The sequence below is a fragment of the Pseudomonas sp. GW821-FHT02H09 genome (assembly GCF_059421425.1).
In genome coordinates this window covers 1-20,404 of sequence record NZ_JBWKVA010000039.1, presented here as the reverse complement: position 1 = coordinate 20,404, position 20,404 = coordinate 1, and the positions used below count along the sequence as shown (strand labels likewise).

Sequence of the window (20,404 nt, the reverse complement as noted above, 5' to 3'; positions counted from 1 at the left end):
GAGTAGGTTCTCCGGTGGTGGTCGCGCCTGAGTTCAGGTGAGCTAAAAATCCGACTTTTTCAACAGAATCGGCCGATTTCTGCCTGTCACCAAGGGCCGCAGTCGACCCATTGTCGCCAGTCGCAAACCCTGAAAGTGGTCATTCAAATTTCGAGAAGCTGACACTGACGTCCGAGCTACGGCCGCTGCCCGTCAGGGACGTCGGTCTTCAGCGAGTGGTTAGGCGTCCGTGTGCCCTTGGCGTCGCAGGACGACATGCGTGGCCTTTCCCGACGCTACGAATTCAACGCATTCGTATCCCAGAGCCCGCAAGTCAACCCCTTCGAACAGCGATTCTCCCCGGCCGAGCAGGACCGGCGCGATAGCAATGTGCAGTTCATCAATGAGGCCCTCACGAAGATACTGCTGGATTGTGTCCGGCCCACCGCCGATTCGAACGTCCATTCCGGCAGCGGCCTCGCGTGCACGGTCGAGCGCCTCGCGAATGCCTCCTGTTATGAAGTGGAACGTCGTGTCGCCTTCCATCTCGATGGGGGGACGAGCATGATGGGTCAAGATGAAGACTGGAACGTGATACGGTGGATTATCTCCCCACCAGCCTTTCCAGTTTGTGTCCGGCCAGTCCCCACGAATGGGTCCGAACATGTTCCTCCCAAGAATCCAGGCCCCGACATTCTGAAAGCCACGGGCGGCGAAATCATCGTCAACCCCGGTCGTACCGCCGTCCTTGCCGAACAAGGCCCGCTGGAACGTGCGTGTTGGGACTAGCCACTGGTGCAGTTCCGTCCCGCCAACGCCGAGCGGATTGTTGATGTCTTGATTCGGACCTGCTCCGTATCCGTCGAGCGAGATGGTGAAACCCTCAACGCGAACCCGAGTCATCGTTTGCCTCCGTTTGGACGCCTGGCAGGTAATCAGCGGACGCCGGCGTTCGGACATGCTTATTAGTAGGGACAAATTGTGTCGCGCGTAAGCTTTTTTTTCACGGCGAGTCCTTTCCGAGCTGTCTCGATATTACGGTTAATGTACCGGACACCATTGAAGGCAGTAAATCCGCATCAATGCCCGGTTTGGAGAAAAGCCAGAAACAACGCTCAACGCCCGCTAGTGGCAGATTTCTGTCTATCAGGAAGGGCGCCTATTGCCCCTTCGAGGTCATTCGGCTCAACATTGGCGAATGTCCGCTCCGCGTCGCCTGACCGGCCCTTCGGAGGGCAAGGTTGTCAGGTCCAGAGGCCACCCGGCGCGCATTCGATCACGATACGCCAAGCAGCGCCTTCGGCTCGAGAAACGCCTCAAGCCCGAACGTTCCGCTCTCGCGGCCGATACCCGAATGCTTGAACCCGCCGAAGGGCGCAGCCGGTTCGTGCGCGAGCGTGTTGACAAGCACGCGTCCCGCTTCGATTTGCGAGGCCACTGCGCTTGCTCGACCGGCGTCGGATGAGCATATGTAGGCTTGCAGGCCGTAGGGCGTATCGTTGGCAATCGCGATTGCGTCCTCCGTATCGCGGTACGCGATGATCGAGAGCACCGGACCGAATATCTCCTCACGCGCGATGGTCATATCGTTCGTCACCTGGCTGAAGACGGTAGGGCGTACGAACCAGCCTCTGTTGACGCCGTGTGGACGCCCCTCACCACCGGCGATCAGGCGCGCGCCTTCGTCGATGCCGATGCGGATATAGCGCTGCACTCGGTCCCATTGTTTCTGGCTCACCATCGGGCCGATACTCGTGCGCGGGTCGCGCGGGTCGCCGGACTGAATGTCTGCGACTGCGTCCACGATTTTTTTCTCGAACTCTGAGAGCCGCGCCTGCGGCACCAGAATGCGCGTGCCAGCAATGCACGCCTGCCCGCTGTTCAAGAAACCCGCCTGAAGCGAAAGCGGCACGGCTTCGTCGAAGTTCGCATCGTCGAGCACGATCACCGGGGACTTGCCGCCGAGCTCCAGCGTCACGCGCTTAAGCGTCTCCGCGGCAGTGCGCAGAATCGTCTTGCCGACAGCCGTTGATCCTGTGAACGATAGCTTGGCGACGTCGGGGTGCGAACTGATTTGCGCGCCTACCGTTTCCCCACGTCCCGTGACGATGTTGAACACCCCCGGTGGGAGCCCCGCTTCATGCAGCGCCTCTGTGATGACTCGTGTCTGAATGGCGCTCATCTCGCTTGGCTTGACCACGGCTGTGCAGCCGGCGGCGAGCGCCGCCGCGAGCTTGCCGCAAATAAAGCCCGCGTCGCTATTCCAAGGCGTAATCAGTCCGGCGACGCCGAGTGGCTGCATCACCACTTCGGCGGACCCGGCGCGGCGGACAAACGCGTAGTCTTCAAGCACCTTCGCCGCTTCCAGCAGCACATTGCTCGCGTGTTGGGCCATCCAGCGGCCGCGCGACACAGGTGCGCCATATTCCTCAACAATGGCTTCGAAAAGCTCGTTCTCTTTCGCGACCACAGCCGCATGCATGCGCTTGAGCATATCAACGCGCTCGAACTTGTCCGTACGGGAGAACGTTGGGAATGCCCGCTTCGCCGCAGCGATGGCGACGCACGCGTCCTCGGCGTCGGCAAGGCGCACGCGGCCAATTACCTGCTCGGTAGACGGATTGACGAGGTCGAAGAACTCGCTGCCATGCGGTGTGACGAATGCGCCGTCGATGTAGATTTTGTCGATGATTTGCATGGTTGGCCCCGAAAAATGTTGTCAGAGGCACAAGATAGATCGTCGCCATTACACTGACTAGCCGTACAATTGAGGATGACCTGTTGAAGGATTTAGGATAATGAGGACATCCGGTCTGAGCGAACTGGAAGCCGTTCTGGCCGTCGCGCGCCATCGCAGTTTCCGCGCCGCAGCAAACGAAATTAACGTGTCGACGTCCGCGCTTAGTCACGCGGTCGCGGCGCTCGAAGCGCGTATCGGTGTGCGGCTCTTCAATCGTACGACCCGCAGCGTGTCGCTGTCGGAAGCTGGAGCGCAGTTCGTGAACAGCATCGCGCCCGCTTTGTCGACCATTCATGCCGCGCTCGAGCAGGCCGGCAGCTTCCGCGACACGCCGTCGGGCACATTGCGGATCAATACGTCAGTGGGTGCGGCGAATCAGGTGATGCCGGCCTTCATCGCATTCCTGCAGCGCTATCCCGAGATGAAGCTCGACATCGTCACTGAAGGGCGGCTGATCGATATCGTGGTCGAAGGGTTCGACGCGGGCATCCGCCTGATGGGAAGCGTGCCGCAGGATATGATCGCGGTGCCTTTTGGCGACAGGCAGCGGTTTGCCGTCGTTGGCAGCCCCGCGTATTTTGCGCAGCACAAGCCGCCGTGCGCGCCTGTGGACCTCAGTGCACACCGGTGCATCCGCAGCCGGATGCCGAGCGGGTCAATCTATCAGTGGGAATTCCAACGGCACGGCGAGACGGTGCGCATCGACGGTGACGGCGCGCTGACGCTGAACGAGCCGGGGTTGATGCTGGCGGCGGCGCGCGCAGGCCTCGGCCTCGCGTATTTGACCGAATGGCACGTCAACGCGGATCTGGAGGCCGGCACGCTTGTGCGGGTGCTTGAAGACTGGACGCCGCCGCTAGACGGGCTATGCCTGTACTATCCGGGCCGGCATCATGTGCCAGCGGGACTACGCGCACTGACCGACATGATTCGCGAATACGCTGACGCGAACCGCGAGCGCGTGGCGGGGAAGAGGAATCTGCGCTCGCCGCCGGAGCATGGCACGCGGCGCTGATGCGCTATCTTCGCGCGTTGGTGTACTGCTCGAACGACCGCTCGAGACGCAATATCGGACACCGGTGTGTCCTCGACGAATGGCTGGGATTGGCCGATTTCCGTCTATCAGGAAGGGCGCCTATCGACCCAAAGCGGACTTTTGCGAAAGACAGCTCTCGGCCAGAGGCTGATTGTTGGAATCGGCTGAAATCGCCACTCAGTGGTCAAGCCTATAAACTTGCGGATGACTCAAGGTGCGTATCACTTCCTGCTAGTCGCCGTAATTCGCTCACATCGGCGAACCACTCATGGGACTGAAGACGGTGGAATGCATCATATGCTCCATATCCCCAGGCGACCGCACCAAAGGCGATACCGGCAGTCGCTGCTGCTTCACCATCCGTAGGTTGGTCGCCGATGTAGATAACTTCCTCTCGCGCCACGTCGAATTTGCGCATGACACGGCGCAAGCGAGACGCCTTGCCGAAAATGGAGACGCCGCACTCGAAGGCCCGGATATGTCGACAGCTGGAGCCCAAAATTTGCGTGATATTTTCTTGGGAATTAGAAGATACCACCGCCAGAATCAGTCCTCTCTCGTCAAGATGGGCGAGGGTATTGGCAATGTTATTAAACAGTGGGATCGAGCTTCGATGTTTCTTCATCAAGCTCATGAAGGTTCGCGCCACCAGAGGCAACTTCCAGCGAGGCATTCCGATATGAGCCATGATCTCCCGAGCCCCCTGCTTGTGCTGGGCGATTAATTCACCCGATTGACTGGAAAGGGCGCATTATCCCCGCTCCGGAATCTGCCCGGAAGGAGTAAGTGGCTTAACGCTTGAGGAGGGGGTGCTCCTTGCCGGTGGCTGCCCTTAGGTGAGTGTCGCTTCTGGCCAAGGGTGAGCTGATTTCAGTGCTGGTCTGTCAGGGTTTTCTCGCTTTGTACCTGACGCTGGTCCTCAGAGCCAAAGGCTACCTGCTTTATTGGCTGTTGCCGTATCTGACTACCTTCAAGGCCTTGACTTGATTTATCAAACTCGCCGAGCATATTCCGATGATTGCCAAGGCCAAAGTCATTTTTCTCGCCACCCGTAATCGCCTCAGCCATCCGCTTCAGCACTACTTCACGGCGATGCATGGGAGTAAACGTCCCGTCGATGTGGGGCGGCATTCTATCGAACGACAAATCAGCGACAGGGATCGTCATCAATGCAATCTACTTTCAGCAAAGGCATCATATTTGCCCTCTCCGCCGCGGCACTGAACGCAACGATCGGTGTACTCAGCAAAGTACTCATGAGTAATGGCTTCACCGCCAGCAGTGTCGCTGTCATCAAGACCGTACTGGGTTGCATGCTTCTCTCGATCTTACTGCTTTTCCTCAAGCGCCCGGCGTCGACGACCAAATGGACTCAGGCGGCTATCTGCGCATTCCTCGGCATCTTTGTGCTGTTCCACTTCGAAACGTCCGCCTATCGACATTACGCTGCAGCAGGTGTGGTGGTTGTGCTGATGGCCAGTGCCTCAATTTCCTCGATCATTCTCGGGCGCATTTTCCTCAAGGATGCCATCACCGCGAACGCTACCGTGGGCGCCGCACTGGCTATCGCTGGGATCGCGGTGATCTTCGGCGCCGACCTGCAGCAGGGCTTTACCTTACAAGGTGCTGTGCTAGCCTCCATGGCCGGCTGCGGCTATGGGGCCTTTTCGGTTGCCATGAAGCGGATGGGTGTGTCGGGGGGGCTGCACTTCACCCGGCAATTGTTGTTCTTTGGCAGCCTGTACCTGCTGATGCCTGCTGCGGCCGATGGTTTCGCGATCGGCGAGCTGTCGCCGCTGGCGATCGCCGCTCTGCTGGCGCTGGCCGCGCTGCCGACAATCCTGGGTTTCTTCTGCACCACCAAGGCCATCGAGTATCTCAAGCCATCCCAAGTGCAGGCGCTGGAGCTGACCGAGCCGTTGTTCGCCGCGCTGCTGGCGTTTGTGGCGCTCAATGAAGTACCGCGCGAAAGCCTGTACGCAGGGGCGGCACTAATCATCGTCGGCCTGTGTTTTTCCAATGAACTGATCCGCTTGGGCAGCAAAGCATCCGTCCCTTCGACCTAGTGAGCTATTTTCGGATCCTGATTGCTTTAGCAATCAGTGGTTTTGAAGTGTTTTCAGGGCTTTGTCGTTTCTGGGGATGCGAGCGAGCAGCCCCTCTAAGCCCCAGCAATCTCCGCTGAACCCACCGCGCCCCAACTACGTCCAGTCAAACAAAGCGAGAGAGCACGCGAGGCCACGCTGTGCATCAGTTCCGCGCACGGATGCACAGCATATTTTTCACGCAAAAGAGACCGAGTCGTCTTTGTTTGTTTTCAGCTACCCGTTACCACACAGCAATATGGGAATCGGCCCGCGGCTCGGTGCCGCCGCACAACACACCGGTGTCCGGGTCGCGGATGATGATCTGCCCTCGGCCATAGTTGATCAGGTCGCAATCGACCTGAACCTTATGCCCGCGCCGGGCCAGCGAAGCGGCCAAGTCCCTCGACGCCCCCTGCTCGATGCCGACTTTCATGCCTCCCAGCCATTGCCATCGCGGTGCGTCCAGCGCGGCTTGGGGGTTGAGACCAAAATCCACCAGATTCATGACCATCTGCACATGGCCTTGGGGCTGCATGTAGCCACCCATGACGCCGAACGGTCCCACCGGCGCGTCACCTTTACTGATGAAACCAGGAATGATGGTGTGAAAGGTCTTTTTGCCCGGTGCCAGGCAGTTGGCGTGGTCAGGGTCGAGACTGAATTCCTGTCCGCGGTTCTGCAAGGCGATGCCGCTGTCTGGCAGCACCACGCCGGAACCGAAGCCGTGGTAGTTACTCTGGATGAAGGACACCATATTGCCCTGCGCATCTGCCGTGGCCAGGTACACCGTACCGCTGGCGTGAGGATCGCCGGGCTTAGGTGTCTGAGCCTGATCAACGATCTGTTCACGGCGTTGGCTGCTATAGATGTCGCTGAGAAGATCAGCCACCGCCACACGCATGTGCAGCGGATCGGTGATGTAATGCAGGCCATCGCTGTAGGCCAGCTTCATGGCTTCCAATTGACGATGCCAGGTCTGCTGGCTGTCTCGGTGATCGAAGTCGAAACCCTGAAGGATTTTCAGGGTCATCAGGGCCACCAATCCTTGCCCGCTTGGGGGGATTTCCCACACATCGTAGCCGCGGTAATTGATGCTGATCGGGTCCACCCATTGGGCGCGGTAGTCTTGCAGGTCGCTGGCTCGCAGGTAGCCGCCGGTGGCGCGGGAATGGGCATCCAGCCGCTGAGCCAGAGCGCCGCGATAGAGGCTTTCGCAAGCACTATTCGCCAGTTCTTCCAGCGTTCGGGCTTGCGCCGGATTGCGGAATAATTCACCGGCCTTGGGCGCACGGCCATCAATCAGGAACGTGTCGAACCAGGCGTCTAGCACCGGGTCTCGATGGGGGCTGAATTCATCCAGAGCAGTCTGCCATTGTCGGGCGACCACCGGCGACACTGGGAAGCCGTCCCGGGCCAGACTGATCGCGGGCTGCAGCAACTCGGCAAAGGGCAGCTTGCCGAACCGTCTGGACAACTCCGCCCAGGCCGAAGGGCAACCGGGCACCGTGACCGGCGTCCAGCCATAAAGCGGCATCTGCTCGTGACCACACGCCTTGACTGCATCGATCGTCAGTGCCGCCGGCGCTTGGCCGTTGCCGTTCAGTCCGTGCAATTGGCCTTTGCTCCAGACCAGAGCAAAGGCGTCGCCGCCCAAGCCGCAGCCGGTGGGTTCAACTACCGTTAGCGCCGCCGCTGTAGCGATCGCGGCATCAATGGCATTGCCGCCGTTGCGCATGATTTCGATGCCGGCCTCGGCGGCTAACGGCTGGGAAGCCGCGACCATGCCACGGCGGGCAAACACATTCTGACGTTGCGACGGATAGGGATATTCATGGGCAGAAAATTTCAACATGGCAAAAGCTCTTCCAAACAAAGATTCATTGGCCGCAGGTATCCGGTTCCATTGCCGGGTAAAAAACCCTGACTGAGAAGGTCACAGCACGCGGCTGAGAAAGGCCCGAGTTCGCGGGTGTGTCGGTCGACTGAAGATCTGCTCCGGCGGCCCCTGCTCAATCAATTCGCCCTGATCGAGGACCACCACGCGATCAGCGACTTCTCGGGCAAAACCCATTTCATGGGTGACCACTACCATGGTCATGCCGTCATCGGCCAACTGCTTCATCACCTGCAGGACCTCGCCGACGGTTTCCGGATCCAGGGCGCTGGTGGGCTCGTCGAACAGCATGGCTTGAGGTTTCATCGCCAGCGCCCGGGCGATCGCCACGCGCTGTTGCTGCCCACCGGACAACATCGACGGGTAATGCATGGCCTTGTCCGCCAGACCGACCCGGGCGAGCAAGGCCCGGGCCTGTTCCAACGCTTCGGCGCGTGGCACACCGAGCACCTGGATCGGTGCCTCAATGATGTTTTCCAGCGCGGTCATGTGGGGGAACAGATTGAAACGTTGAAAGACCATTCCGATGTCCCGACGCTGGCGAGCGATGTTGCGCTCGGAGTCGCGCACCAGGCTGCCGTCGGCGCGCTCGCGGTAGCCCATGGAGCGACCGTTGACGCGTATGCGCCCGCCTTGAATGTCTTCCAGCAGATTGATGCAGCGAATGAAGGTGGTCTTGCCTGACCCCGATGCACCGATCAACACCACCACTTCACCGCGCCGCACCTGCAAGGAAATCCCCTTGAGAATCTCCAGGTTGCCGAAAGACTTATGAATGTCCAGGGCCTCGATAATCAGTTCTTCACTTTTGTGCGCCATGCTTAACGCCCCCTCAGCAATTTGAGCGTGCCGCGGCCAAACATGCGACTACCAGCCGCTGGTGGTGCAGGTCGATCGGACTGTCCGAAACGCGCTTCCAGCCAACGCTGGAAGAAGCCCCAGAGGGTGGTCAGCAGCAGGAAATAAATCGCCACCACCAGGTACAGTTCAAATACCCGGAATGTCGCCGACGTGACCATTTGCGTACTCAGCAGCAACTCCTGCACGCCAATCACGCTGACCAGCGTCGTATTCTTGAGCATCACGTTGAATTCGTTGCCCAACGGCGGAACGATGACCCGGAACGCCTGAGGCAAAACGATACGCCGCATCAGTTTGGCGAAGGTCATGCCCAGCGAACGCCCAGCCTCATACTGCCCCTTGTCGACGGCACCGATCCCGGCACGAATGATCTCGGCCATGTAGGCGCCTTCATTCAGGCCCAAGGCGATGATCGCTGCCTGAATATTGCCCGGCACCACCAAACCAAACAGTTCCACGTCCTCGAAACGGAAGATGCCGCCGGCCGCCAATGCGGTATAGAGAAAAACGATTTGCACCAACAGCGGCGTGCCGCGCATCAGCCACACATAGAACCGTACCGGCAGGTTGAGCAACGGGTTGCGCGACAGACGCATCAGCGCCGCTGCCAGCCCAAGCACGCAGCCCAACGCCATTGCCAGCACACTGATCAGGCAGGTCAACCAGAGCCCAGTGAGGTACACCCCGCTGGGCTGCAAAAGGTATTGCCAGAACACATCCCAATTGAAATTCATCGAGCGCTCGCCTCAGTCGAGTGTGTCGCTGGAAACATGCCATTTGCTCAACAACTGCACGTAACTGCCGTCGCTGCGCATGTCACTGATGATCTGCTGTACTGCGGTGGTGAGCTGGGAATCATCCTTGCGGGTCCCTAAACCCGTAAGAATCCGGCTGAAGGCTGGCACCCCCTCCTCGAATAAATCAGGCGCCATTGCGGCGTAGTAACCTGCTGTTTCTACGGTGGTGCCGTAAGCGTCCACCTGACTGATACGCAGCGCCTGAAAGGCGTCAGTGTCACTGTTGTAAACCACCAGTTTCATCGGTGTCTTGCCGGCCTTGGTGAGCTTTTCGTTCTCGGCGTCCAACAAGGTTTTGATCGTGGAGCCATTGAGCACTGCCACCTTGTGCCCAGACAGTCCATCCAGGGTTTTGATGCCCTTGGGATTGCCTTTGGGAACAACCACTGACTGGCTGGAATACATGTAGTTGACGATGTCGATCACCTCCCGGCGTTCGGGCTTGTCGAACAGCTGATCAACGATCATGTCGCACTGCTGGGCGAGCAATGCCGGCAGCAACCCGGAGAATGGAATGACCCGCCATTGCACCGGTTTGTCTCCCAGCCGTTTGGCGATTTCCAGCCCCAGATCGACAGTCAGGCCCCTGGGTTTTTGCGCCTCATCGAAAGACACCAAGGGTGGCGAGTCCATGCCCGAGCAATACGTGAGTTTTTCGGCCTTTTGCAGTCGTTCCGGCACTTGGGGCGTGGCGAATGCCCACTGTACGCAGAGTCCCAGGGATACAGCAGCAAGCAACACACGGCGTTTATGCATGACCAGACACTCCAGTTGTTTAGTAACGGGGCAGTACTCAAAGTCAACACACGGTCGGGCTCGAGCCCGATTCTATTTTTCCGATTGCAGGAACTGAATCAGCGCCGGCACTGTGCCTTCGATGTGCTGACGCACCACCGACTCGGCCTGGTCGGCATCGCCTGAGCGAATGGCATCAAGGATCACCGCGTGTTCCTGGCGGGCACTCAAGGGCTTTTCACCGTGCTGCAGCCACAGGCGCATGGGCGCCTCGATCAGCGAGTACAGGGCCGAGATTTGCTTCATCAGACGCGGACGGCCGCTGAGGCTGCACAGGTATTCATGGAAAGCCCTATGACGGCTGACCCATTCCGCGCTTTCGTCGCGGTAGTCATCCATCTCGTCCAGCATGCGTTCCAGAGCCGCAAGCTGACGCTCGCCGATCTTGCCCACGGCGACGCGGATGGCCAGGCCTTCAAGGGCACTGCGCATCTCGAAGACTTCGTGCAGTTCGTCGATGTTCAGACCGCTGACTATCGCCCCGCGGTTAGGCCGCAAGGTCACCAGGCCTTGAGCATCGAGGCGTCGGAAGGCTTCGCGCACCGGCATGCGGCTCATGCCGATCTCAGTGGCGATATCCTCGGCGATCAACCGGTCGCCTTTGCGGTAACGGCCGCCACAGATCGCTTCCAGCAGAAAGTTGTAAGCCTCCTCCTCGGCGGTCAGGGGCTGACGCTCAACGTAAGCGGGAGCGAATTGCATAAAGTCACCTTTTGCAGTTTTGTATCCAATTATCCATAGATTCAAAACAGCAGAAACCGTGCCAGGCTGCGTAGCACTGCTTCAAGCTCTTAATTGGAAAGGAGTTTCGACTCAAGAAGCGATGATCTTTAGATCGGCGTGGTACTCACCGTGTGCTACGAAATGGCCCAGTGCGCCCCAAATGGGTGAAAAATGGTATCCAGGTAACAAATCATTTCGCCGAATGCCCTCCGAAGTCTTTCGTTCCGTCACTTCAAGCGAATCCGCTTTTTTCAGCTCGGACACGCAAAGTGCAGCTTACGGCTCGGTGCATGGGAGAAATCGTCCTGGCTCAGGCTGGTGCAGGCGATCGGTTCTCGATCAGGGAGCCATAACCGAAAAAGCCCTTGGCGCGTTCTCTGGGTAATTGCACAGACTTGCCCACCCATTTGCATTCGGCCTGACCAGTCATTTGCAACGGATTTGACCAGCACGTTTCGCGGACATGACCGGCAGAGAACGACCCATAGTAGTCATTAGCTGCTGTCGGGTCATTCTGCGAACAATGATCACCGACGATTCGAGTTGCAATAACTGACGCAGTACTACCGTTGATCCATCAACCATTGCCGAACAGTCGCCAGGGCGGAAGGGGATTTCGCTTTGCGGGGCCAGAGCAAGTAATACCCAGCGTCGGTATGCAGTTCAGATTCAAACAGTCGGGTCAGCCGACCGGCATCAATGTCTGCCTGGACGAAGAAGTCATTGGCCAAGGCAAGCCCCTGGCCGGCAATTGCGGTCTCGATCGCCAGTGAGGTCTGGTTGAAACGCAGATTTTTCGGTGCGGCCTGCACCGGGTGTTCAAAAATCTGCGCGATAAATTGCGGCCAAAAGTTGTGGGCGTCATGCAATAGCGGGTAGCGCTGTAATTGGTCAAAGTCGCGTGGCACCCCGATTGATTCAATCAGCGCGGGGCTGCCGACCGCCACGATTCGTTGCTCCAGCAGCATCTCGCTATTGAGACCAGGGCCGAAGGGTGGCCTACCGTAACGTATGGCGATATCGACGCCATCAGTCTGAAAGTGCGACAGGCGTTCAGTGGCCAGTACGCGCAGATCAATGTCCGAATGCAACTGAGTGAACGATGCCAGCTTCGGAATCAGCCATTTCGAAGCGAAGGTGGGTGTCACGCTGACGGTCAGGTGCGCAGGCTCCGGGCGAAGCGTCTGGGTGGCTTCAGAAATCAATTCCAGAGCATGGCGGATGCTCACACTGTAGCGCTGGCCAGCATCGGTCAGCATTAACCCACGGGGCAATCGCTCAAATAACTTCAGCTCCAGATTTGCCTCCAGGCCACGGATCTGCTGGGCCACTGCTGCCTGAGTGACTCCCAGCTCCTCGGCGGTCAGCCGGAAGTTCAGATGGCGGGCTGCAACCTCGAATACACGTACGGCATTGAGAGGCGGCAGGGGAAGGGTATCGTTGGACATGATGATAGAAATTCTACTGGGTCAAGGAAGAAATACTGCATCGGTAGTGCGGACACTGCACTGTTAGTCTGACCAACAGGCTATTCAAGCTAACAGGAAAGTTAGCGAACAGAAGCCCAGCCGATAGAAATTAAATCGCATGATCAAAGGGCCAGTGTCATGAAGAAAACCTCTTTTGTCCTATTTGTGCTGCTTGGCCTGGTATGGGGCAGCAACTTCATTTTCGTCAAATGGGCCGGCCACAGCATCTCACCGGTGCAAATCACGTTGCTGCGTGTGCTTTTCGGTTTCCTGCCAGTCCTCGCCTTCGCGCTGTACAAGGGCGCATTACGTTGGGCGCATTGGCGCCATGGGCATCATTTCGTGGTCATGTCCTTGCTGGCGACCGCTGTCTATTACTACGCCTTCGCCAAAGGCACTGTTTTGTTGCCCTCGGGCGTTGCCGGCATGCTCGGTGGAGCTATTCCGCTGTTCACGTTCCTGTGTGCCTGGCTATTTCTGCGTAGCGAGCCACTCAATGGGCTGAAGGTGCTGGGCATTGCGCTCGGTTTCATGGGGGTTCTGCTCATTGCGCAGCCGTGGTCGGCTGAAGGCGTAATCAATCCGAGCGGAATCGCTTACATGATGATCGGTTCGCTCAGCGTGGGTTGTTCGTTCGTTTATGCTCGACGGTTTATCAGCCCGCTCGGCTTGCCAGCGGTGGCATTGACGACTTACCAGATCGGTCTGGCGTTATTCTTTTTGCTTTTGGTCACGCCACTTGAAGGCATCACCCAGGTATTCGACGACACACGGGCGTGGGTTGGCCTGGTCTTCGGCTTGGGATTGCTGGGTACCGGCTTTGCCTATATCGCCTATTACCGCATCGTTGAAACGCTCGGCGCTGTGGCTGCGTCGGCCGTCAGCTATATCCCGCCGGTGGTCGCTCTGCTCATCGGGATCGCGATTGGTGAGCCGATTTCCATGAGCGCAGGCTTCGCCATCGCGACCATTCTCGCGGGAGTGGCCTGCGTACAATTCTCCAACCGACCACAATCCAGAATGGCAACTGTTCAAAACAACCGGTGATCGATCAAATGAGTGGTCAGTACCAATGCAATCAGGTGGTCAAGTGGAGTGCAATTTCGCAGGAGCAGCAGAGGGCATTCTGCATGGTGCAGATGGCGTATGACTCCACTAACGTGGCGCTGTATCAGCCGGAAGCGGGGGACACGGTATTCAAGCGCGGGCCGTGGCCCGATGAAGTCGCGCTGGAAATTACTGGCTTTGCCGGCCGAGGCTGATGCGTTGATCACCCTTGGCTGCCGCCGTGTCGGCGATGACGATTTCGCTCGGTATGTCCAGTCGGTGGCTTGCCGATCACGCGCCTGAGAACTGTATCCGTGCTTTCTGGCCGTAGGAGACCCACGGTTTCAGTGGCTGAGACGTTCAGCCATGAGCGGTAACAGTTGCTCGCAAGATGCCTCGATTTTCAGGTCCAGCAGATCGTCGGCGCGGGTTTTACCCAGGTTGATCGCGATCAGCGGCTTGTGCTGCTCGGCCATCGCGCGGCATAAGCGAAAGGCCGAGTAAGCCATCAGCGACGATCCCACCACCAGCAATCCCGCAGCCTGCTCGACGCAACGTATGGCCTTGGCGGCGGTGCTTTGGGCGACGTTCTCGCCAAAAAACACCACGTCCGGCTTTAACCGTTCGCCGTCACAGTGGGGGCAGTGGGGGACCTGGAATCGTGCTTCGAAAGCCGGGTCCAGCAGGGTGTCGCCATCGGGTGCCTGAACGGCGTCGACCCCGGCCAGATAGGGGTTTTGCGCTTCCATGACGATCTGGATCGCATGCCGATCAATACGTTGTCCGCAATCCAGGCAAACGACTTTATGCAGACTGCCGTGCAGTTCGATCACATCCTGGCTGCCCGCTTGATCGTGCAAGGTATCGACGTTTTGCGTGATGAGCCCGGCGATACGTTGCTTTGCTTGCAACGTGGCGAGCGCCTCATGGGCGGCATTCGGTCGAGCCTGGCGGATCCGTGGCCAGCCCAGCATCGCTCGCGCCCAATAGCGCCGCCGCGATGCCGGTGCACTGAGGAACTCCTGATACATCATCGGTGCCTTGCCTCGACGTACGCCCTCGTTGTCCCGGTAGTCCGGTATCCCGGAAGAGGTGCTGATGCCCGCGCCGGTCAGGACCAGCAATGGCTGCTCGGCCATCATGTGGTAAAGGGTGTCAAGAGGGTTGCTGAGCTGGCCGTCGATCATGTTGAATACCTATTCCAATACCGGATATGAACCGCTTTAAGAACAAGGTGCAGGCAGGAAAAGATAGTCTGCTTTGGAGCCAATGCGAAGCGGCTACGGGCTTGCATCAATCCGTAGCAGCTGGCGTAGCCTGCGTCCGGCTGCGCAGCAGTCGTAAAATCAGGCACTGCGGTATTCCAGACAAACCGTGGAAGCAGGATTTACGACTGCTGCGCAGCCGGACGCAGCCTTCGGCAGCTGCTACGGGTCGGTCCATCGCCTTCGTTATGCAACCACAACTGTGATCTTGAGATTGTCCCCGGCGTCTAGCGAAAGTATCCCCGCAGCCGCACGGGGAGTGGATACGGACCCCAAGCATGCAAGCGCTGTTGAACGAAATCCTTGATGCAGTTCGCCCCCTGATCGGTCAGGGCAAGGTGGCTGATTACATCCCGGCGTTAAGTAATGTGCCGGCCGAACAATTGGGCATTGCCGTCTATGGCAATGACGGCGAGCTTTTTTGCGCGGGCGATGCGCATACACCGTTCTCGGTGCAGAGCATTTCGAAAGTGTTCAGTCTGGTGCAGGCCATCGATCATTCCGGCGAAGCGATCTGGGAGCGACTGGGACACGAACCCTCCGGCCAGCCGTTCAACTCGCTGGTGCAGCTGGAGTTCGAGCGCGGACGCCCACGCAACCCGTTCATCAACGCTGGCGCACTGGTGATCTGCGATATCAACCAGTCACGTTTTGCTGCACCGGCGTTGTCGATGCGTGATTTCGTCCGACGTTTGTCCGGCAATATGCAGGTGCTGGTTGACGGGAAGGTCGCTGAGTCGGAATACCAGCACCGCGCCCGAAACGCGGCCATGGCTTACCTGATGCAATCGTTCGGCAACTTCCACAACGATGTTGAAGCGGTGCTGCGCAGCTACTTCAGCCATTGCGCACTGCGCATGAGTTGTGTGGATCTGGCCCGCGCGTTCTGCTTTCTGGCCAACGACGGTTTTTGCAAACACAGCGGCGCGCAAATTTTGACCCCGCGTCAAACCCAGCAGGTCAACTCGATCATGGCCACCAGCGGCCTTTATGACGAAGCCGGCAACTTCGCCTATCGCGTCGGCTTGCCGGGCAAGAGTGGTGTGGGCGGTGGCATCGTGGCGGTGGTGCCGGGGCGGTTTACCGTCTGCGTCTGGTCACCGGAACTGAACGCTGCCGGTAATTCGCTGGCCGGTATGGCCGCTCTGGAGTTGCTGAGTCAGAGAATCGGGTGGTCGGTGTTCTAGGCGGGTGGGCGTTGCCGGGATGGGGGGCAACGTGCGGTCGATCACGATGATCGCTATGGCGCCCAGTCCGGTTCAGTCAGACCGCTGCACCGAATGAGATGCCCGCCAGCGCAGTAATCGCCATGGCGAGGGCCCCCCACAGTGTCACTCGCCATGCCCCCGGCAGCAGGCTGGCACCGCCAGCCTTGGCCGCAATAGCGCCTAATGTTCCCAGGAATACCAGTGACATGCCTGATATCCATGGAATAACGCTCTGAGTCGGAGCGAGGAACGTGACGGCCAGGGGCAATGCTGCGCCGACAAAAAAACTGGCCGCCGAGGCCAATGCCGCCTGCAGCGGTTTGGCGCTGAACGCATCGGAAATGCCCAGTTCGTCGCGAGCATGGGAGCCCAGCGCATCATGTGCCATTAATTGCGTAGCCACTTTTCTGGCCAGCTCAGGTTCAACGCCGCGATCCATGTAGAGGCTCGCCAGCTCATAGTGTTCAGCCAGCGGGTTGGTCTCAAGCTCTGTTTGTTCGCGCAAAAGATCGGCCCGTTCGCTATCCGCCTGGGAGTGCACAGAGACGTATTCTCCCGCCGCCATCGACATCGCACCCGCCACCAGCCCGGCAATACCGGTGATGAGCAATGTGCTGTGGGTGGCCTGGGCCGCGGCAACCCCGATCAAAAGACTCGCGGTCGATACAATGCCATCGTTGGCACCCAGTACCGAGGCGCGAAGCCAGCCGATCCGGTCGTTTCTATGGGACTCCGCGTGTCTGCGAAAGCGCTTCATCGTTGCAATCACCCACTGTCGTTGAGCCGACGCTGATCAACAGCCGGCATCTGTGAACGAGCCGGTGGTTCGCTGCTTCAGCGAGTTCCAATCTGCTCCTGGAGGCGTCCAGCGACAATCGATCCGAGGTTGATTTGCTCGCGCAGCGTGTGCGTGTCATTCCCCAACGTTTGGCGACGACGGGATGTTCCACTGGACGCTCAACTAATCTCCGCGGATGTACTGTTCCAGTTGCCGGATCAGGTCGGCCTGCTCGGCGATGGCTTCTTTGACCAGGTCGCCAATGGACAGTAAACCCAGCAGTTGTCCGTTCTCCACCACCGGCAAATGGCGCAAATGACTGTCGGTCATGATGCCCATGCAGGTCTCGATGGTTTGATGGGAGTCCACCGTCACCACGGGCGAGCTCATGATGTCTCTGACAGGCGTGCCGACCGAGGACCGCCCATGCAGGACCAGCTTGCGCGCATAGTCGCGTTCGCTGATAACGCCGACCACCAGGCCATGCTCTAACACTGGTAGCGCGCCGACATTTTTCTCGGCCATCATCATGAGGGCTTCCAGCACCATCTGGTCCGGGGCGATAGTGTGGACTTGCTGGTTGTGCTTGACCTTTAACTTCAGAAGTTGGGCAACGGTCTTCATGCGGGCCTCTCCAGTGCTGAACTTGGGGCGGCCGCGAACCGCCCTGACGGTCTATACAGAATCGTAGAGATACGCCAACAGGGCAAGGACCAAAGCGGCACACACACAATCAAAAAACGTCATCGAGGTGTTTTTTTGCATTCGCCGCAGGTCGGCGGCAACCAGGTTGATTTCGGCGCGCTACTATTGCGGCTTCGGCAACGGAGTCGAGCTGGATCTGCTGCACAACTTCACGCAGCGGACTCACCGTCACAGGTTCTGTGAGCTACAGTTGTTGTACTGCCTCCTCTCTATGGACTCCTTTGGTTGAGAGGCTGGTCTTGGGTGCCGACGTCAGGCACCTTTTTTATTTTCATCGGCTGAGCGTTATCCGCACAGCTGGTCAGTCGCAGGCCTGGGTTAGCCTGCGGTGTGGCGTTGAGTGCGCCAAATGCCCGGACGAATAATAAAAAACGGCGCCTGAAAGCCGATGCTAGTCTTGGTAGATACGTCGACAGGTCGGCGCTGTTTGCGACTCCAGTGGAGTCGCCGGTTAAAAAGGGGGGATTGAGCCAGCACACTTCGTGGTGGCCGGGGGGGATTGGCCGGCACTGTACCGGCAGGATAGGGATTATGAGTAGCTCCCAGACTATTCACCCGATTTGGCTCCGGCTGACCCACTGGGTCAACGTCATCGCGGTCATCATCCTGGTGATGAGCGGCTGGCGTATCTACAACGCCTCTCCGATTTTTTCCTTTCAGATTCCCGCTGGCATCACTCTGGGCGGCTGGTTGGCGGGTGCACTGCTTTGGCATTTTGCGGCGATGTGGGTACTGGTCATTAATGGCATTCTTTACCTTCTGCTCAATATTTTTTCCGGGCGCATCGCCTACAAGTTTTTCCCGATACGCCCTGGCGAAGTCTTTCATGATTTGCTGGCCGCCCTCAGGGGCAAACTCGCCCACGCTGACTTGCGGCAATACAACTCCCTGCAAAAACTCGCTTACCTCTTTGTCGTACTCGATCTGATTGTGCTCGTGCTCTCGGGCCTGGTGATCTGGAAGTCGGTGCAGTTTCCGCTGCTCAGGGAGCTGATGGGGGGTTATGACTCGGCGCGTATCGTGCATTTTGTCTGCATGGCCTTGCTGGTCGCCTTTATCGTGGTGCATCTGGTGATGGTGGCCCTCGTGCCGCGCACACTGGTTGCCATGCTGCGCGGACACTGAACCATGGTCAGGAAAATTAAAAAAGACGGGCTTGATGAGTCCGCCATCGTCCAGTCGGTGGCGCTGGAACTCGACCTGCCCGCGCGTAGACAATTTCTTCGCCATGTCTGGACGCTGGGTGGGATTGCCCTGCTGACGGGCTGTCGTCTCGATGACGACGACTCCGTGGAGTCCATGCTGAAAATGGTCTCGCGCTTCAACGACAAGGTGCAGGCGGCGCTATTCGATCCGCGCAGGTTGGCACCGACTTATCCTGAGTCGATGATGACACGCCCCTTTCCGTTCAACGCCTATTACGACCGCGATGGCATCCCGGACATCGAAGGCGATGATTTCAAACTCGCGGTTGGCGGTCTGGTCCAGGATAAACATAGCTGGACCCTCGCCGAGCTGAACCAGTTGCCGCAAACCAGTCAGGTCACGCGCCTGATATGCGTGGAGGGTTGGAGCGCCATCGGCAAATGGGGTGGGGTGACTTTTTCGACTTTTCTGCAGCGTGTGGGCGCCGACACCCGTGCCAAATATGTCGGACTCAAATGCGCCGATGACTATTACACCAGCATCGACATGCCCACCGCTCTACATGCGCAGACTCTGCTCACCCTGAGCTATGACGATCAGGTGTTGCCGGCGGAATACGGTTACCCCCTGCGGCTGCGTATGCCGACCAAACTGGGTTTCAAGAACCCCAAACATGTTGTGGAGATTTTTGTGACCAATGATTACCCCGGTGGCTATTGGGAGGATCAGGGTTACAACTGGTTCAGTGGCAGTTGAGTGATCGACTGTCCTGAAAATCGGCGCGTTGCGGCTGTCGTTAACGCGAACTATAGAGGAAGAGTGACATGAAAAAGCTGATTGCTACTGCGGTTGCCGCCGTTGTTCTGGGGCTGGCCGCCGCCCCGCTGATTGCAGCTGAAACAGGTACGGGTGATATGTACAAGGAGTCGATGGACAAGGGGACGATGAAAAAGGATGAAATGAAAAGCTCTACCGCGAAGACCAAGCACCACTACAAGACCAAGGGCGACAAGATGAAGAGTGGCGCCATGAAAAAAGACAGCATGGAAAAAAAGGATGATATGAGCAAAGACACGATGAAGCAGTAGGGCGCCCGGTCGCTCCAGCTAAACCGGCAATGTCAGACAATTGCCGGATGGAGCACTGTCGTGTACTGGAGAACCCGGTCGGGTGCTCGCAAGAGCAACGGATGCTCCGGACACACTGGCTAGTAGGGTCTGAGACATCCGATGCCGGAGGCAGGACATGAGCCGAGCCGTCAGGTTTTCAGTCGCGCCTTTCGTTTTGCTCGGCGTCCTTTTTTCAGGCGCCTGCAATCAAAACGAAACGTCTGAGAAGGCTTCGTCTGGCATCGAAAAGTCTGTCTCTGGAAGTTGGGTAGAAGGGACATGGAATCCTTCTTCGAAGGAGCAGGCACTTCCCGAGTTCCAGCTGTCAGGTGAGAAAATCACCCTGGGTCAGTGTGCCTTCTCTGTGCAGAGCCTGCTGAGTCATGATGAAAAACACGCCTATATCGTGCTCAAAAGAGGCAGTGCCTGCCCAATTGACCACGCGCCCGGCAATGTTGTCTTGACGCAAAGCGGGCACTGTCAGGCGCAGGTCGATATGTATGTTTCAACGGAGGACATCCATAAAGGTTCCCCAGAGCATACCGGGATGTACAGCAAGTCCGGCTGCTCTGAAGCCGCTCCTCAGTGATCAGTCAGCGATGTCCACCTGAGTCGTCCCGGTTTTCGGGGCTCCTGGACTCAAAGGGAAAAAAGGCGCCCGAGGGCGTAATGCCAGTCAGTTAAGGAAATGAGGTCTATGTAGGAGCAGCCGGTCGACGCTCGATTGCTCGCGATGGACGTTAACGATAACGCGTGTTTTCTGGA

22 protein-coding genes are annotated in these 20,404 nt (G+C 58.3%); 9 read left to right on the top strand and 13 right to left on the bottom strand.

Annotation, left to right across the window (positions count from 1 at the left end; genetic code table 11):
• Positions 1-219 precede the first annotated feature (219 nt).
• The gene (locus tag AC07VR_RS31215) at positions 220-882 is read right to left on the bottom strand and encodes a dihydrofolate reductase family protein (RefSeq protein ID WP_494992174.1); all 663 of its coding nucleotides are present in this window, start codon (positions 880-882) and stop codon (positions 220-222) included.
• Between the two features lie 373 nt (positions 883-1,255).
• Positions 1,256-2,677 carry an aldehyde dehydrogenase family protein gene (locus AC07VR_RS31210; RefSeq protein WP_495013592.1) on the bottom strand — a complete coding sequence of 474 codons (1,422 nt, stop codon included), beginning with the start codon at positions 2,675-2,677 and terminating at the stop codon, positions 1,256-1,258.
• A 100-nt stretch (positions 2,678-2,777) separates the two neighbouring features.
• On the opposite strand from AC07VR_RS31210, the gene AC07VR_RS31205 reads away from it, so the two are divergent.
• Positions 2,778-3,734 carry a LysR family transcriptional regulator gene (locus tag AC07VR_RS31205; RefSeq protein ID WP_495013591.1) on the top strand — a complete coding sequence of 319 codons (957 nt, stop codon included), beginning with the start codon at positions 2,778-2,780 and terminating at the stop codon, positions 3,732-3,734.
• Positions 3,735-3,945: 211 nt separating this feature from the next.
• Here AC07VR_RS31205 and AC07VR_RS31200 read toward each other — a convergent pair whose 3' ends face one another.
• Entirely contained in the window at positions 3,946-4,446 is a 501-nt protein-coding gene (locus AC07VR_RS31200) for an HAD hydrolase-like protein (protein WP_495013593.1), read from the bottom strand.
• A 179-nt stretch (positions 4,447-4,625) separates the two neighbouring features.
• Positions 4,626-4,922: a hypothetical protein gene (locus AC07VR_RS31195; protein ID WP_495013590.1), complete on the bottom strand. Its 297-nt coding sequence runs from the start codon at positions 4,920-4,922 to the stop codon at positions 4,626-4,628.
• Positions 4,923-4,924: 2 nt separating this feature from the next.
• Here AC07VR_RS31195 and AC07VR_RS31190 point away from each other — a divergent pair, with 2 nt between their 5' ends.
• Entirely contained in the window at positions 4,925-5,821 is an 897-nt protein-coding gene (locus AC07VR_RS31190) for a DMT family transporter (protein WP_495013589.1), read from the top strand.
• A 262-nt stretch (positions 5,822-6,083) separates the two neighbouring features.
• Here the strand turns inward: AC07VR_RS31190 and AC07VR_RS31185 are convergent, their stop codons facing one another.
• The 6 genes from AC07VR_RS31185 to AC07VR_RS31160 all read right to left on the bottom strand — a co-directional run bounded on the left by AC07VR_RS31185 (position 6,084) and on the right by AC07VR_RS31160 (position 12,360).
• Entirely contained in the window at positions 6,084-7,694 is a 1,611-nt protein-coding gene (locus tag AC07VR_RS31185; RefSeq protein ID WP_495013588.1) for a gamma-glutamyltransferase family protein, read from the bottom strand.
• Positions 7,695-7,775: 81 nt separating this feature from the next.
• Positions 7,776-8,555: an amino acid ABC transporter ATP-binding protein gene (locus tag AC07VR_RS31180; RefSeq protein WP_108232517.1), complete on the bottom strand. Its 780-nt coding sequence runs from the start codon at positions 8,553-8,555 to the stop codon at positions 7,776-7,778.
• 2 nt (positions 8,556-8,557) lie between these two features.
• Positions 8,558-9,331: an amino acid ABC transporter permease gene (locus AC07VR_RS31175; protein WP_007941905.1), complete on the bottom strand. Its 774-nt coding sequence runs from the start codon at positions 9,329-9,331 to the stop codon at positions 8,558-8,560.
• A 12-nt stretch (positions 9,332-9,343) separates the two neighbouring features.
• Positions 9,344-10,150, bottom strand: a complete 807-nt coding sequence (locus AC07VR_RS31170; RefSeq protein WP_108232518.1) for an ABC transporter substrate-binding protein — start codon at positions 10,148-10,150, stop codon at positions 9,344-9,346.
• Positions 10,151-10,222: 72 nt separating this feature from the next.
• Positions 10,223-10,891, bottom strand: coding sequence for a GntR family transcriptional regulator (locus AC07VR_RS31165; protein ID WP_495013587.1), 669 nt, complete (start codon positions 10,889-10,891; stop codon positions 10,223-10,225).
• A gap of 584 nt (positions 10,892-11,475) precedes the next feature.
• Positions 11,476-12,360: a LysR substrate-binding domain-containing protein gene (locus tag AC07VR_RS31160; RefSeq protein WP_495013586.1), complete on the bottom strand. Its 885-nt coding sequence runs from the start codon at positions 12,358-12,360 to the stop codon at positions 11,476-11,478.
• A gap of 159 nt (positions 12,361-12,519) precedes the next feature.
• Here AC07VR_RS31160 and AC07VR_RS31155 point away from each other — a divergent pair, with 159 nt between their 5' ends.
• Both AC07VR_RS31155 and AC07VR_RS31150 read left to right on the top strand, forming a co-directional pair.
• The gene (locus tag AC07VR_RS31155) at positions 12,520-13,428 is read left to right on the top strand and encodes a DMT family transporter (RefSeq protein WP_401115137.1); all 909 of its coding nucleotides are present in this window, start codon (positions 12,520-12,522) and stop codon (positions 13,426-13,428) included.
• Positions 13,429-13,436: 8 nt separating this feature from the next.
• On the top strand, positions 13,437-13,643 hold the full coding sequence (locus tag AC07VR_RS31150) for a hypothetical protein (protein ID WP_495013585.1): 207 nt from the start codon (positions 13,437-13,439) through the stop codon (positions 13,641-13,643).
• 129 nt (positions 13,644-13,772) lie between these two features.
• Here the strand turns inward: AC07VR_RS31150 and AC07VR_RS31145 are convergent, their stop codons facing one another.
• Positions 13,773-14,615: an NAD-dependent protein deacetylase gene (locus AC07VR_RS31145; RefSeq protein WP_495013584.1), complete on the bottom strand. Its 843-nt coding sequence runs from the start codon at positions 14,613-14,615 to the stop codon at positions 13,773-13,775.
• A 356-nt stretch (positions 14,616-14,971) separates the two neighbouring features.
• On the opposite strand from AC07VR_RS31145, the gene glsB reads away from it, so the two are divergent.
• Positions 14,972-15,880: a glutaminase B gene (gene glsB / locus AC07VR_RS31140; protein ID WP_494992169.1), complete on the top strand. Its 909-nt coding sequence runs from the start codon at positions 14,972-14,974 to the stop codon at positions 15,878-15,880.
• 76 nt (positions 15,881-15,956) lie between these two features.
• Here glsB and AC07VR_RS31135 read toward each other — a convergent pair whose 3' ends face one another.
• Both AC07VR_RS31135 and AC07VR_RS31130 read right to left on the bottom strand, forming a co-directional pair.
• Positions 15,957-16,658: a VIT1/CCC1 transporter family protein gene (locus tag AC07VR_RS31135; protein ID WP_494992168.1), complete on the bottom strand. Its 702-nt coding sequence runs from the start codon at positions 16,656-16,658 to the stop codon at positions 15,957-15,959.
• A 204-nt stretch (positions 16,659-16,862) separates the two neighbouring features.
• Positions 16,863-17,303 carry a CBS domain-containing protein gene (locus AC07VR_RS31130; protein ID WP_494992167.1) on the bottom strand — a complete coding sequence of 147 codons (441 nt, stop codon included), beginning with the start codon at positions 17,301-17,303 and terminating at the stop codon, positions 16,863-16,865.
• 612 nt (positions 17,304-17,915) lie between these two features.
• On the opposite strand from AC07VR_RS31130, the gene AC07VR_RS31125 reads away from it, so the two are divergent.
• From AC07VR_RS31125 to AC07VR_RS31110, 4 genes are all read left to right on the top strand, one after another.
• Positions 17,916-18,509 (top strand): cytochrome b/b6 domain-containing protein, encoded by a 594-nt coding sequence (locus tag AC07VR_RS31125; RefSeq protein WP_494992166.1) that lies wholly within the window; start codon positions 17,916-17,918, stop codon positions 18,507-18,509.
• 3 nt (positions 18,510-18,512) lie between these two features.
• Positions 18,513-19,286, top strand: a complete 774-nt coding sequence (locus AC07VR_RS31120; RefSeq protein WP_495013583.1) for a molybdopterin-dependent oxidoreductase — start codon at positions 18,513-18,515, stop codon at positions 19,284-19,286.
• A 68-nt stretch (positions 19,287-19,354) separates the two neighbouring features.
• On the top strand, positions 19,355-19,618 hold the full coding sequence (locus AC07VR_RS31115) for a hypothetical protein (RefSeq protein WP_494992164.1): 264 nt from the start codon (positions 19,355-19,357) through the stop codon (positions 19,616-19,618).
• 157 nt (positions 19,619-19,775) lie between these two features.
• Positions 19,776-20,228: a hypothetical protein gene (locus AC07VR_RS31110; protein WP_495013582.1), complete on the top strand. Its 453-nt coding sequence runs from the start codon at positions 19,776-19,778 to the stop codon at positions 20,226-20,228.
• The last annotated feature ends 176 nt before the right edge of the window (positions 20,229-20,404 follow it).

Excerpts from the sequence above, each read along its gene's own strand:
- AC07VR_RS31215 (WP_494992174.1), bottom strand. The coding sequence starts at position 882 with ATGACTCGGGTTCGCGTTGAGGGTTTCACCATCTCGCTCGACGGATAC.
- AC07VR_RS31210 (WP_495013592.1), bottom strand. The coding sequence starts at position 2,677 with ATGCAAATCATCGACAAAATCTACATCGACGGCGCATTCGTCACACCG.
- AC07VR_RS31205 (WP_495013591.1), top strand. The coding sequence starts at position 2,778 with ATGAGGACATCCGGTCTGAGCGAACTGGAAGCCGTTCTGGCCGTCGCG.
- AC07VR_RS31195 (WP_495013590.1), bottom strand. The coding sequence starts at position 4,922 with ATGACGATCCCTGTCGCTGATTTGTCGTTCGATAGAATGCCGCCCCAC.
- AC07VR_RS31190 (WP_495013589.1), top strand. The coding sequence starts at position 4,925 with ATGCAATCTACTTTCAGCAAAGGCATCATATTTGCCCTCTCCGCCGCG.
- AC07VR_RS31185 (WP_495013588.1), bottom strand. The coding sequence starts at position 7,694 with ATGTTGAAATTTTCTGCCCATGAATATCCCTATCCGTCGCAACGTCAG.
- AC07VR_RS31180 (WP_108232517.1), bottom strand. The coding sequence starts at position 8,555 with ATGGCGCACAAAAGTGAAGAACTGATTATCGAGGCCCTGGACATTCAT.
- AC07VR_RS31175 (WP_007941905.1), bottom strand. The coding sequence starts at position 9,331 with ATGAATTTCAATTGGGATGTGTTCTGGCAATACCTTTTGCAGCCCAGC.
- AC07VR_RS31170 (WP_108232518.1), bottom strand. The coding sequence starts at position 10,150 with ATGCATAAACGCCGTGTGTTGCTTGCTGCTGTATCCCTGGGACTCTGC.
- AC07VR_RS31165 (WP_495013587.1), bottom strand. The coding sequence starts at position 10,891 with ATGCAATTCGCTCCCGCTTACGTTGAGCGTCAGCCCCTGACCGCCGAG.
- AC07VR_RS31160 (WP_495013586.1), bottom strand. The coding sequence starts at position 12,360 with ATGTCCAACGATACCCTTCCCCTGCCGCCTCTCAATGCCGTACGTGTA.
- AC07VR_RS31155 (WP_401115137.1), top strand. The coding sequence starts at position 12,520 with ATGAAGAAAACCTCTTTTGTCCTATTTGTGCTGCTTGGCCTGGTATGG.
- AC07VR_RS31150 (WP_495013585.1), top strand. The coding sequence starts at position 13,437 with ATGAGTGGTCAGTACCAATGCAATCAGGTGGTCAAGTGGAGTGCAATT.
- AC07VR_RS31145 (WP_495013584.1), bottom strand. The coding sequence starts at position 14,615 with ATGATCGACGGCCAGCTCAGCAACCCTCTTGACACCCTTTACCACATG.
- glsB (WP_494992169.1), top strand. The coding sequence starts at position 14,972 with ATGCAAGCGCTGTTGAACGAAATCCTTGATGCAGTTCGCCCCCTGATC.
- AC07VR_RS31135 (WP_494992168.1), bottom strand. The coding sequence starts at position 16,658 with ATGAAGCGCTTTCGCAGACACGCGGAGTCCCATAGAAACGACCGGATC.
- AC07VR_RS31130 (WP_494992167.1), bottom strand. The coding sequence starts at position 17,303 with ATGAAGACCGTTGCCCAACTTCTGAAGTTAAAGGTCAAGCACAACCAG.
- AC07VR_RS31125 (WP_494992166.1), top strand. The coding sequence starts at position 17,916 with ATGAGTAGCTCCCAGACTATTCACCCGATTTGGCTCCGGCTGACCCAC.
- AC07VR_RS31120 (WP_495013583.1), top strand. The coding sequence starts at position 18,513 with ATGGTCAGGAAAATTAAAAAAGACGGGCTTGATGAGTCCGCCATCGTC.
- AC07VR_RS31115 (WP_494992164.1), top strand. The coding sequence starts at position 19,355 with ATGAAAAAGCTGATTGCTACTGCGGTTGCCGCCGTTGTTCTGGGGCTG.
- AC07VR_RS31110 (WP_495013582.1), top strand. The coding sequence starts at position 19,776 with ATGAGCCGAGCCGTCAGGTTTTCAGTCGCGCCTTTCGTTTTGCTCGGC.